Source organism: Streptomyces sp. NBC_01525, from assembly GCF_045040405.1.
In the GTDB taxonomy this organism is placed as follows: domain Bacteria; phylum Actinomycetota; class Actinomycetes; order Streptomycetales; family Streptomycetaceae; genus Streptomyces; species Streptomyces benahoarensis.
Genome location: NZ_CP109397.1, coordinates 402,906 through 415,117, shown reverse-complemented (window position 1 = coordinate 415,117; position 12,212 = coordinate 402,906). Strand labels below are relative to the sequence as shown.

General features: G+C 67.3%; 9 protein-coding genes and 1 pseudogene. 6 read left to right on the top strand and 4 right to left on the bottom strand.

The window, feature by feature from the left end:
* Nucleotides 1–22 precede the first annotated feature (22 nt).
* The gene (locus OG422_RS01880; RefSeq protein ID WP_405738911.1) at nucleotides 23–1,444 is read left to right on the top strand and encodes a 2-oxoadipate dioxygenase/decarboxylase family protein; all 1,422 of its coding nucleotides are present in this window, start codon (nucleotides 23–25) and stop codon (nucleotides 1,442–1,444) included.
* On the top strand, nucleotides 1,441–2,970 hold the full coding sequence (locus tag OG422_RS01875; protein WP_143940504.1) for an aldehyde dehydrogenase family protein: 1,530 nt from the start codon (nucleotides 1,441–1,443) through the stop codon (nucleotides 2,968–2,970). The genes OG422_RS01880 and OG422_RS01875 overlap by 4 nt, the downstream gene beginning before the upstream one ends.
* Nucleotides 2,971–3,338: 368 nt before the next feature.
* Here OG422_RS01875 and OG422_RS01870 read toward each other — a convergent pair.
* A pseudogene (locus tag OG422_RS01870) lies at nucleotides 3,339–3,860 on the bottom strand (L,D-transpeptidase); the annotation flags it as partial.
* Between the two features lie 185 nt (nucleotides 3,861–4,045).
* Here OG422_RS01870 and OG422_RS01865 point away from each other — a divergent pair.
* Complete coding sequence (locus tag OG422_RS01865; RefSeq protein ID WP_405738908.1) at nucleotides 4,046–4,561, top strand: GNAT family N-acetyltransferase; 516 nt, start codon at nucleotides 4,046–4,048, stop codon at nucleotides 4,559–4,561.
* Between the two features lie 422 nt (nucleotides 4,562–4,983).
* On the opposite strand, the gene OG422_RS01860 is transcribed toward OG422_RS01865, so the two are convergent.
* The 3 genes from OG422_RS01860 to OG422_RS01850 all read right to left on the bottom strand — a co-directional run bounded on the left by OG422_RS01860 (nucleotide 4,984) and on the right by OG422_RS01850 (nucleotide 7,336).
* A complete protein-coding gene (locus tag OG422_RS01860) occupies nucleotides 4,984–5,892 on the bottom strand; it encodes a hypothetical protein (RefSeq protein ID WP_405738905.1) in 909 nt (302 codons plus the stop codon).
* Nucleotides 5,893–5,977: 85 nt separating this feature from the next.
* Nucleotides 5,978–6,295, bottom strand: coding sequence for a hypothetical protein (locus tag OG422_RS01855; RefSeq protein ID WP_405738902.1), 318 nt, complete (start codon nucleotides 6,293–6,295; stop codon nucleotides 5,978–5,980).
* A gap of 186 nt (nucleotides 6,296–6,481) precedes the next feature.
* Nucleotides 6,482–7,336: a recombinase family protein gene (locus OG422_RS01850; RefSeq protein WP_405738899.1), complete on the bottom strand. Its 855-nt coding sequence runs from the start codon at nucleotides 7,334–7,336 to the stop codon at nucleotides 6,482–6,484.
* 1,075 nt (nucleotides 7,337–8,411) lie between these two features.
* On the opposite strand from OG422_RS01850, the gene OG422_RS01845 reads away from it, so the two are divergent.
* The 3 genes from OG422_RS01845 (at nucleotide 8,412) to OG422_RS01835 (ending at nucleotide 12,132) form a co-directional block, all read left to right on the top strand.
* Entirely contained in the window at nucleotides 8,412–9,254 is an 843-nt protein-coding gene (locus OG422_RS01845; protein WP_405738897.1) for a DUF3159 domain-containing protein, read from the top strand.
* 182 nt (nucleotides 9,255–9,436) lie between these two features.
* Nucleotides 9,437–10,576, top strand: a complete 1,140-nt coding sequence (locus tag OG422_RS01840; protein WP_405747598.1) for an epoxide hydrolase family protein — start codon at nucleotides 9,437–9,439, stop codon at nucleotides 10,574–10,576.
* Between the two features lie 131 nt (nucleotides 10,577–10,707).
* A complete protein-coding gene (locus tag OG422_RS01835; RefSeq protein WP_405738894.1) occupies nucleotides 10,708–12,132 on the top strand; it encodes an NAD(P)-binding protein in 1,425 nt (474 codons plus the stop codon).
* Nucleotides 12,133–12,212 lie beyond the last annotated feature (80 nt).

The window sequence follows — 12,212 nt, the reverse complement described above, 5'->3', positions numbered from 1 at the left end:
CGACTGAAAGGCAACACTTGCGATGACCAGCCAGTGGCAGCTGCGCGCCGCATTCGCTGCGCGGCTCTCCGACATGTACGGGCGGGAGGTCCCCGCCTACACCACCCTGGTGGACGTCTCCCGTGAAGTGAACGAGGACGTCCTGCGCGCGCGGGGCGCCGACGCCGAACGCCTGGGCTCCATCAGCCGGGTGACCGCGGAGCGGCACGGCGCGATCCGTGTCGGCACCCCCCAGGAAATGCAGCAGGTTGCCCGCATCTTCGGCGCCCTGGGCATGCGCCCGGTCGGCTTCTACGACCTGCGTGAGGCCGCCGCCAGCGCGGTGCCCGTCATCTCCACCGCCTTTCGCCCCACCAGCAGAGAAGAGCTGGCACGCAACCCGTTCCGCGTCTTCACCTCCATGCTGACCCCCGCCGACCCGCGGTTCTTCGACGACGACCTGCGCGCCCGCCTGGAGACCTTCCTCGCAGGCCGCGAGCTGTTCCCCCCGGAACTGCTCGCTCTTGCCGACCGGGCCGAAGCCGAGGGGGAACTGCCCGAAGTGGAGGCCGAACGTTTCCTCCAACTGGCCGTTCATGCCTTCGAACTGTCGACGGAACCGGTGGACAAGGCGTGGTACGAAAGGCTGGAGAGGGTCTCCGCCGTCGCCGCGGACATCGGCGGCGTGCGCAGCACCCACATCAACCACCTCACCCCGCGTGTCCTGGACATCGACGAGCTCTACCGGCGCATGACCGAGCGCGGCATCGAGATGATCGACACCATCCAGGGCCCGCCGGCCTGGAAGGGCCCCGACGTCCTGCTGCGCCAGACATCCTTCCGGGCCCTGGCCGAGCCCCGCGCCCTGCGCACCCCGGACGGCACCGTCATCAGGGGAGCCCTGCGGGTGCGCTTCGGTGAGGTCGAGGCCCGTGGCCTTGCCCTCACCCGCGAGGGCCGGGCTCTCTACGACAGCTTGCTCGCCCGCATCGACGAGCAGGCGTCTGCCCACCCGGGAAAGGATCGAAGCGAACTCGCCCACACCGTTTGGGCAGAGCACATGCCCCACACCGAACACGAGCTCGCCACTTCGGGTTTGGCCTACTTCACCTACCACGTCGCGCCCGACCGGCCGCGCGACGGAAGCCGACCGCCCACCCGCATCAGCGAACTGGTGGAACAGGGCTGGGTACGCGCCGAGCCCATCGTCTACGAGGACTTCCTGCCCCGCTCCGCAGCCGGCATCTTCCAGTCCAACCTCAGCGGCGAGGGCTCGCGGAACAACGATCAGCAGGGCGCCGCGTACGACGCCGCATGGCTCTCCGGCGCGATCGGCCGCGAGGTCCTGGACCCCTTCTCCCTCTACGAGCAGCAGCAGAACCACTCCATCCGGCAGGCCGCCCGCGAACTGGGACTCGACGGCGCCCTCGGCCAAGCCCCTCACCTCCCCGAAGGAGCATCATGACCAGCACCGCCCTGCCCACCACCGAGGACCTGCGCACCCGCGCCCGCACCAGCCTTGAGCGCGTCGGCGTCACCGTCCCCGAAGGCACCGATTTCCGGGCCCGCACCCCCATCACCGGCGAGGACCTCTTCGGCCTGGAAGCCGCAACGGCCGCCGACACCGAGGAAGCCCTCACCGCAACCCGCGCGGCGTTCCTCACCTGGCGCACCACGCCGGCCCCACGCCGAGGCGAACTCGTACGCCGTCTGGGCGAGTTGCTGCGCGACCACAAGAGCGACCTGGCGGACCTCATCACCATCGAAGCGGGCAAGATCCGCTCCGAGGCCCTGGGCGAGGTCCAGGAGATGATCGACATCTGCGACTTCGCCGTGGGCCTGTCCCGCCAGCTCTACGGCCGCACCATCGCCTCCGAGCGCCCCGGCCACCGCCTCGCCGAAACCTGGCATCCGCTCGGCGTCGTCGGGGTCATCTCCGCGTTCAACTTCCCCGCCGCGGTGTGGTCCTGGAACACCGCCGTGGCTCTGGCCTGCGGTGACACCGTGATCTGGAAGCCGTCCGAACTCACTCCGCTGATCTCCCTGGCCTGCGACCATCTTCTGGCACGGGCAGCCGAAGAGGTCGGCGCGCCGCGCGACGTGCACCGGCTGCTGCTCGGCGACCGCACCATCGGCGAGAAGCTCGTCGACGACCCGCGCGTCGCGCTCATCAGCGCCACCGGCTCGACCCGCATGGGGCGCGAAGTCGGCCCCCGCGTCGCGGCCCGCTTCGGGCGCAGCCTGCTGGAACTCGGAGGCAACAACGCTGCCGTCGTCGCGCCCTCCGCCGACCTGGATCTGGCCGTGCAGGCGATCGTCTTTGCCGCGGCCGGCACCGCCGGGCAGCGCTGTACGACCCTGCGCCGCCTCATCGTGCACCGCGACATCGCCGACACCCTCGTCGCACGGCTGACCGCCGCCTACCAGAAGCTCCCCATCGGCAACCCCTTCGACGACGCCACCCTCGTCGGGCCACTCATCTCCACCAAGGCTCTCGACGGCATGCAGGACGCACTCACCCGCGCCCAGGGCCAGGGCGGCAAGATCCTTGCCGGTGGAGGTCGGCGCCTGGCCGAAGCCGCAGCCCAGGCCGCCTATGCCGAACCCGTCATTGTCCGCGTCGACAAGCAGAGCGATGTCGTACGGGAGGAGACCTTCGCCCCGATCCTGTACGTGCTGACCTACGACACACTCGACGAGGCGATCGCGCTGCACAACGACGTCCCGCAGGGCCTTTCCTCCAGCATCTTCACCCGCGATCAGCAGGAGGCGGAACTCTTCCTGTCGGCGGAGGGCTCCGACTGCGGCATCGCCAATGTCAACATCGGGACCTCCGGCGCGGAGATCGGCGGAGCCTTCGGCGGCGAGAAGGAGACCGGCGGCGGCCGTGAGTCCGGCTCCGACTCCTGGCGCGCCTACATGCGTCCGGCCACCAACACCATCAACTACTCCAGCCGGCTCGCTCTTGCACAGAACGTCAGTTTCCTCTAGGCGCGCCCCTCACCCCGCACGAGGAACCTGCACGCCTTCGCCCGGAGTCAGGCAGCTCCGGGCGAAGGCTGCGACGGCGAGTCCAGCAGGCCGGGGCCCACACACGCCCCGACTTTCGGAAAGGCCGACCGGGTGAGCACACACCCGCCGGCAGCGTCGGGGCCGTCGGCGAGCGATCACGCCTCCCCGTCGGTCGAACGTCCTGCGCGGGTGTCCTTACGGGCCGGCCCCCTGAGAGCCTGTCGGCTGGCTGATCGTAGCGGTGTCCGGCTGCCGTCCTCTCCAGCTACGGTGGAGCACATCCGCTCAGACGACGCGCCGTTTTGCGGGGGCCGCACCGCCGTCCTTCCGTACGGCGCGGACGCCGATCACAGCGCGCTGCCCGCCTGCCAGTCGGACCAGGACAGGTTCCACCCGTTGAGGCCGTTGTCCGGCTTGACGGTCTGCTCGGGCGAGTTCTTGACGACCACGACATCGCCGATGAGCGACTGTTCGAAGAGCCACTTGCCCAGTGTGTCGCCCCCGCCGCCCTTGTTGTCCTGCAGGTCGACGCATCCGTGGCTGGTGCCGGTGCGGCCGAAAATCGACGGATTGCCCCAGTAGTTGCCATGGAGGAAGGTGCCGGAGGCCGACAGTCGCATGGCGTGCGGCACGTCCGGGATGTTGTAGGCGTCCTTGCCGAAGCCGACCGTCGAACCGTCCATCCGGGTCTGCACGAGCTTCTCCGAGATCACCATCTGGCCGCTGTAGGTCGGCTTCTGCGGGCTGCCGCCGGATATCGGCACCGACTTGAGAGTCTTGCCATCCCGTACCACCGTCACGGTCTGGGTATCCATGTCGACAGTGGAGACCTGGGAGCGGCCGATGGTGAAGGACACCGTCTTGGACTGGGCCTCCGCCAACTTGAAGTCGCAGCTCAAAGGGCTGGTGTGCCTCGTGCTCAGGGGACTCACCCCGGTCGTGGACGGCAGTCCGCGGAGAAGATCGTTCGTCAGGAGCCGCTCTCGTAAGAGGAGGCACGGACGGCGGGGTAAAGCAGTTCGTCCTGAGGTACCTGTGCCATTACGGTGGCGCGATGGTGCACGTGCGGGAGATGGATGCGGCCGACATCGAGGCCGTTTCGACGATCCGAGTCCGAGGATGGCAGGCGGCGTACGCCGGCGTCGTTCCCCAGACGTATTTGGATGCCATGACGGTGGAAGGTGATGCCAGGCAACGGCGGCAGTGGTTTTCTCAACCCGGACGAAAGTCACGAGACCTTGTGGCGCTCGGTGACCGTGGCCCGGTGGGGTGGATCTGCTTCGGGCCGTGTCGAAGTGAGGTGCCCGGTCTGGGACGGGTCGGTGAGGTCTACGCCCTGTACATCTCGCCGGATCTGATTGGCCAGGGCATCGGCCGGATCCTCCTGGGCGAGGCTCATGCTCAGATGAAGGGCCAGGGCTTCGAGGCGTCAGCTTTGTGGGTTCTGTGTGACAACCAACGAGCCCAGCGCTTCTACGAACGGGCCGGCTATCAGGCTGACGGTGCGGCTCAGGACGACGTCTACGACGGGATCACGCTCACGGAGCTTCGCTACCATCGCGTGCTTTGAGTCGAGCGACGCTTGGCGCATCTTTGTCAGTTCGAGGACCGCCATCTCCCGCTCCAGGACCAGCTTGTCGGTTCGCACTCACCGTGACCGGGCGGCCTTCTAGGATCCGGGCGGGGCGGACGGTCGGCCACGGATATTCCACGTGGTTTCCGCGCTGGGGCAGCGGAAGCCGGCGCCGGCTGCGGCCATGCCTGCGGGTCCCGCGGAGCAGCTCGCGACGGTCAGCCAGTACCGCCGCCGAGGCCACCGGCCCCGGTATACTGAGGCCCTGCAAAATTCGGCGTCCAGACGACAACCTCGGCGGGTCCGCCGGACGTTGTCCGCATTGGAGCCCGTCAGGCGATTTCTGCGGCACCGGTACACGACCGTCACTGATCCGGACCGCCACCGGCGAAGAAGGGCCTCGGCATCTCCATGCGGCATCAGCTCGTTTCGCCGTCGAGTCGGATCGCCTTCAACGCGGGACGCAGCGCTTGGCGGACCGCCCTGCTGGTGGCTGCTCGGCTGCGCATCACACATCCCTTGGCCGGATCGAAGCGTATGAAGTGCGATCCCCATTCCGAGTCGAAGTGGACGACACCCTTGAGTGCGTAGTCCCGCGTGCCCGATTCCGTGGGCTTCGGGTAGTCCGGCAGTGCCGGTGGCAACCCAGAGGTCCCCATCTGTAAGGAAAGCTCGCCCTGTTGTTGCTCGAATGCCGTTTCCGACAGTTGCCGGAACGCTTCGTAGATCTCGGGGCCGTGGTAGACGGCCAGGAGGAGGTGGCAAGGGGGAAGGAGACGGATCGCCTCCGCGTACTCCCAGATCGTTCCGGGACCCGGCCCCGCGACGAGCACGACCAGCCGCGCGCGCAGCATCAGCTCGCGTACGGTGTCCTGCCAGTCGTTCAGTGGCAGATAGGTGCGGTGTGCGCCCGCGTAGGGGAGCTGCTCACCTGGTTGACCCACCGCGATCAGGACGCCGAACTCCCGCAACAGCCGACCGAGTTGCTCCTCCAAGGTGAGCCCTGAGGTGATGAAGCCCACGGGGGGCCAGGGGACCTCGGGTTGCTGTGCCATGGACGCTCCGTCCGCATCGGCGGCGAACGGACGCAGATACAGCACGAACGGGTCGTCGCTCATGTCCGCCACGGAATGGATGACCGGCGTGAGGTACCGGCGTCCGTGGCGCGCGATCCGGCGGCCGACATTGGACAGTCGCAGGCACACCAGCAGCACGGTGGTGTGGAGGGTGATTGTCCACCAGGACGACAGGCAGTCGGCCAGGATGAGCTGGAGGAAAACTCCGATGCCGTAGGCGGCGACGGCGAGGCGCCAGATGAGGCCGATCACGACGAGGGTCCGGCCGATGACGCGATCCTCTCGGGTCCGTGACCTTGATGTGAATCCGCGGAATGTCGTCATGAGGGCACCCGAGTCAGATCGCGAGTGCCATGAACCCTACGAGGTATGCGGCGCAGTAGATCACGAGCACCCACTGCTCCACGTAGGCCAGCGGGATGTGCACAACCTTGAACATGGCAGCGTTGAGCTGCCGGTGGGAGCGCACCATCACCGCCCACGCCGCGCACTGTCCCAGCAGGACCATGAGAGCTGTCGGCAGCAGCCAGCCCGGAGCCCGCGTTGCCAGGTCGGCAGAGGTCCCGGCGACGACCGCGGAGACCATGCTGTTGAGGGGGAGGAAGAACGTGTTGGCGAGGTTGCGCCGCACACTGACCCGGTCGGCCATCTCCACGCCCAGCTTGTACTGCTCGAATATCGCAGCCTGGTGCGTCTCTCTGCGCGCAGAGTAGTTGGAGGGCCGGACCGAGGAGTTCCAAAGACTCTCCGCGTCCGGTGGTCATGAAGGCATCATGACCACCGGGCGGAAAGGCCGCCACCGCTTCGCTCATAAACGCGACGCACTCAATGGCCCTGCATGTCAAGGTTGTTGCTCACGTGACACAATGCGTGATCTGTGCTGTGAGCCGACAAGCAACACGGGAGCCTCGTTCGGGACGAGCTGCCCCTTACGCTCGCCTTTGCGGACCCAGCCGTAGGCGATGCGGCCTTGGGCGAGTCCGTTCTGGGCGGCGGAGAGGTGTTGGCGGGCGACGCGGCGAGCGGTGTCCTCGGAGGACTTGAGCGCCATCACGCACATCATGCGAGCCATGTGGTGGTCGCTGTCGTTGATGAGGTTCATGCGGCCGCTGGTGGCGCCGGTGACCGGGCGCTTGACGTATTCGACGATGTCGATGAGGTCTTCGAGATCCCGGGGTTGACGGACGAGCCGGTCGAGGTCGTAGAAGATCACGCCGTCGATGACACCGTTGGCGAGGTCGGCCAGGAGCTGACGGAATTCGGGGCGCAGGACGATCCAGTCGATGGAGCCGTCGGGCTTGATGACCTTGCGCTTCTTGAAGGCTGAGGTGTCGTTTTCCCGGTAGATCTTGGCGAATGGTCCCCAGCGTAGGCGGGCGCGGGTGTCTTGGGCGTCTTCGAGCTGGCGGTCGACGCCGGTTTCGAGGCCGAAGCGGTCGGAGGAGATGCGGAGGTAGGCGCCGGGGCGCTTGGGGGCGTATGCCGCGAGGTGGTCGTGGAGGTTGAGGGTTTTCCGCCGACAGGACGGCGAACCTGGCCCCTGCGAAGTTCCGAGGAAAGTGGTATCGGTCCGGAGGACGTTAGCCCAGGTCAGAGAGCTCCGGCAATGGCTGAGGACGGAGTTGAAGCGCTGGCACCGGTTTTGACTTGGCTGCGGACCCCTGTCTTTGCCTCGCACTGTGACTGGCCTGCTCACGAGCCAGCTGGATGCACACGATGCCCCGATTGTGGCCGACCACGCAGTCGTTCGCTCGTGTCAGAGCGTTGCCGGAGGGAATGAAGGGGGCTGAGGCTTGGTCGGCGGCCTCGCTCTTGGGCGGCCATGAGTCGGTCGCCCGCGGAAGTGACCGTTGTTGCGGACTGGTAGGCAACGCTGTGCCTTGAGTGTGTCACGGCTAGAACGCGGACCCTCCTGCGTTCGTCTCCTCCGGTGAGGAGCTCACCTTCGCGGTACCCATTGACTCCACAGCCTGGAGTGGGAGAGGTCGGCGTGCTGGACACGAGCACCTGGGAACAGCTGTACGCGCTTGAGCGCCTCAACCCGGTCAGGTGGTGGGCTCGGTGTCCCTTCGGCTCCCGTTGACTCCGCCCATCCAGGCTCCGCGCCAATAGCCCCATGCTGTGCTCGGGTTGCTGCTCAGTATTCCGTCGCGACGATCTCACGTCCTTCGGCGGCTTCCCCGAACGCAAACCGACGCCGACTACCTGCACGCCGACGAGCTGCACGCCGCCGAACGGGCCGGCGCGGTCGCCCTGCGTCCTGCCTTCAGCGAGGCCCCCGTCGACGGCCGGCGCTTCGTGCAGGACCGCCTCACCGCCGAGGCCGACGAAGTGTGGGAGCTGGTGAACACCGGAGCCCGGGTCCACGTCCTGGCGACGGCGCCCGTATGGTGCCCGGCGTGCGCGACGCCTTCCAGGCCGTGTACCTGCGACGCTCCCAAGGCGCCGACCGAACGGACGCCCAGGACTGGCTCCGGACCCTGATGGAACAGGGCCGGTACATCGAGGGCGTCTACAGGGGCTGCCCCCCTCGCGCCCGCGGCCTGCCGCCCCGAAGCGGCGGCTGCATCCGGCTGACGGCGCGACTGCCGAGTCCAGGTGACATGTGGTCGGCGTCTGCGCTGGTGGTAGGCGCTGAAGACCTCGTACTGCGCTTGCGGTAGATCAAGAGTCTGCGGGCGCACAACGACAGCCTCGGGGCGAGACGGCACGGTAGTCAGTGCCGCAAGCGGCGAAGTGAGCAGCAATCTGTCGAGGAGCCTGGAGCAGTTGTGGACCCTGCAGTACACCGCGAAGCCGGTGGCGAGGATGCGATCCGGGCCGCCATGCGCCATCGGCTACGCAATGCAGTGGTCAATGTTGTGCCCGTTTTCGGATTCACCCTGAGCTTCGCGCTCACTCACCGGATTGCCGTTGCGCTGGCGCTCGCCTGCGTGGCCGGGGCCGCGGTCTGCGTCTACCGAGCGGCGCGCAGGGAGCCGGTGTGGGGCGCCCTCGGGGCCCTCGGCCTTGTGTGTGTTGCGGGTGCTCTGGCCGCAGGGACCGGGCAGGCCACCAGCTTCTTCCTGCCGAGTCTGATGCTGCACGCCGTGATGGCCGTGGTGTCGGCCGTGATGCTGTTGCTCGGATGGCCGCCGATGGGCGTGGTGGTGGGGCTGATCACGAAGGAGGGGAGCGGCTGGCGCCGGTGCAGGGTGCGCCGTTGGGCCTTCACCAGAGGCAACTTGGTTGTCTTCGCCGGGAATCTCAAGATGCTGGCGGTCCAGATCCCGCTGTTCCTGTCCGGCCAGACCGTCGCCCTCGGAGCGGTTGATGTCCTCGGGCCGGTTGTCATCGCGCTCAGCGCACTGCTGGGTTGGCGCGTCTACCGGCGTGTCCTTGGAGGGCACCGCTGTGGCAGTCACGACCGCTTGACGGCTGTGGCCGACCCCGCGATTCGGCGCGAACCGCTGCCCGGTAGGCATCGGCGGGGACGCGGCGCACGATTCCCCGACGCCATCGCCTGCACCGGGGAAGTTCGTTATGAGGGGCCCGCCGGAGAGCACCTGGTTCCGGCGGTTGCTCATCGGCCCGTTCACAGTGCGCCGGATGCGCCAACTCCCGCGGTGGAGTAGATCGTCGCCGAGCGGTCGGCCTGACGTCGCCGGCTTCCTGACTTCGGGGCGGGGCCTACGGGTATGCGCGAGCGAACCCGCTCCGGTCTCCCTTGTGCCGTGTATACGCAAAAGCGGCTTCTGGTAATGCAAGAACGCAACGACCGTATCGCCGCTGTGTCTGCGATGCGGGGGAGAGAGTAATTGTGGTTGATTCCGATACCGTCGTGCCCTTTGTGCTCGGCGTTTCCGACGAAGCGCTGGAGGATGTGCGCGACCGTTTGCGTCGTGTCCGGCTTCCCGAGGCGGAGACGGTCGATGACTGGTCACAGGGGATTCCGCGTTCCTACGTCGGGGAGTTGTGCCGGTACTGGCTCGAAGAGTATGACTGGCGCCGGCTCGAAGCCGAGCTCAATGACCGCGGTCAGTGGCGCACGGTGATCGACGGGCTGGGGATTCATTTTCTGCACGTCCGTTCCCCTCGTGCGGATGCGCGGCCCCTGCTGATGACTCATGGGTGGCCCGGTTCGGTGGTGGAGTTCCTCGATATTCTCGACGAGCTGGCCGATCCGCCGGCCGGTGAGCCCGCGTTTCACGTGGTGGTGCCTTCGTTGCCGGGTTTCGGTTTCTCCGACAAGCCGGTTGGGGCGGGCTGGGGGATCGAGCGTATTGCCGATGCCTGGGCCGAGTTGATGACCCGGCTCGGCTATGAGCGTTTCCTTGCCCAGGGCGGCGACTGGGGTGCGTTCGTGACGACGGCGCTGGGGGTCCGTCACCCTGACCGCGTCGAGGCGCTGCACACGACGATGCCGCCGGTCCAGCCGCCCTTGGGGTTCACCGAGGACGATCTCGGCGAAGCCGAGCGCGCGGACCTGGCTGCGACCAGGAAAGTGCTGGCGGCCGAGCGCGGGTACATGACTGTGCAGTCGACGCGCCCCCAGACGCTCGGGTACGGCCTGACCGATTCCCCGGCCGGGCAACTCGCCTGGATCGTGGAGAAGTTCCAGGGCTGGACCGACTGCGACGGGCACCCGGAGAACGCGGTGCCTCGTCAGCGGCTGCTGGACAATGCCGCGATCTATTGGTTCGGCGCGTGCGGCGCGTCGTCGGCGCGGTTGTACTGGGAGAGCCTGCCACCCCGGAACTTCACTCCGGTGACTGTCCCGTCGGCGGTGTCGAGGTTCCCGAAGGAGCCGTTCCGAGCGCCCCGCGCCTGGGTCGAGGCGCGCTTTGAGGACCTGCGCTACTGGAATTCCCTGGACCGTGGCGGGCACTTCCCCTCCCTTGAGGTTCCGCATCTCTTCGTCTCCGAGCTGCGAGCCGCCTTCGGACGCGAGTCCTGACGAGACGGGTCGCTGTCCTGCCGTGTACGCACGGGCACACAGCGGAGAAAAAGCACTGGTGAGCGGCGACGAAGACGTCAATTTGCCAGCGCAATTGCGAGTTTGCACCCATACAAGAGAGAGGGAATACGATGTCAGAGCGGGAAACAATAGAGGTTGACTACCTGATCGTCGGGGCTGGAGCCATGGGCCTGGCCTTCGCCGACACTCTGTTGGCCGAGACGGACGCGACCGTGGCCATCGTCGATCGCTACGGGCAGCCCGGTGGCCACTGGACGGTCGCCTACCCGTTCGTGCGCCTGCATCAGCCTTCGTCGTTCTACGGTGTCAATTCCCGTGAATTGGGCACAGGTGAAGTGGACCAGCACGGCTGGAATGCAGGGCTTCACGAGCTGGCGTCGTCCGATGAGATCCTCACCTATTTCGACCAGGTGATGCGCAAAACTCTCCTGCCCAGCGGTCGCGTCTCGTACTTCCCCATGTCCCATTACGATGGCGCGGATCCGGCGCGACCGGATGTCCAGCGGTGTCACTCCGTCGTCACCGGTGGCGAGTTCGACATCCGCGTGCGTCGGCGGACCGTGGACGCCACCTACATGAACGTCACGGTTCCCGCGATGTGCCCGCCGAAGTATGAGGTGGCTTCCGGGGTCGGGCTGATCACTCCCAACCTGCTGCCGGCCCTGGAACAGCAGGCGTCGCACTACACCGTGGTGGGAGCGGGGAAGACGGGCATCGACGCGTGCCTGTGGCTTCTGCAGCATGGCGTCGACCCGTCCGGCATCACCTGGATCATGCCGCGCGACTCGTGGCTGCTCGACCGTGCTCAGATCCAGCCCGGATCGGAGTCCGCCGCGAGCGATGCCGAGTCGTTCACCGCTCGCATCCGCGCGGTGCTCGAATCCCGCACGGTCGAGGAGCTCTTTCAGCGGCTGGAAGAGCGCGGGCTCCTGCTGAGGCTGTCTTCGGACGTCACGCCGACGGCGTATCGCTGCGCGACCGTCAGCCGGACCGAACTTGAACAGCTCCGGCGGATCACCGACATCGTCCGCCACGGCAGGGTCCGGCGCATCGGCCCCGATGCGGTGGAGCTCGACGGCGCGACCGTCCCCGCGGGCCCCGGAACCCTCTACATCGACTGCACCGCGGACGGCCTTGAGGCGCGGCCGGTGGTGCCGATGTTCAGTGGCTCCCACATCACGTTGCAGGCGCTCGTCCCGTGCCAGCAGGTGTTCAGCGCCGCCTTCGCCGCCCACGTCGAGGCAACATACGAAGACGACGCGCAGAAGAACGGGATATGCGTCGCCGCGCCTCACCCCAACACCGCCCTGGACTGGCTTCGCGGCAGTGCGCACCTCGATGACCTGCTCCTGCGGTGGTTTGCGGACCGTGGGCTCCTCGAATGGTGCGACGCATCGCGTCTGACGAAGTACTCGATCGGTTCGCTCCCCGAGGAACTGCGGGCCGCGCTCTTCGAGGGCCTGCACGCCGAGAGGATGCAGCTGCAGCAACTGCTGGCACACGAGGACCAGATCGTGGCAGTGGCAGCGAACTGACAACCGTCACCGGGCGGGCCTGCGCGCCGCGCTGGAAGATCTGACGCAGGCGAGGGGCGACCCGTGCGGTCCGGTACGGT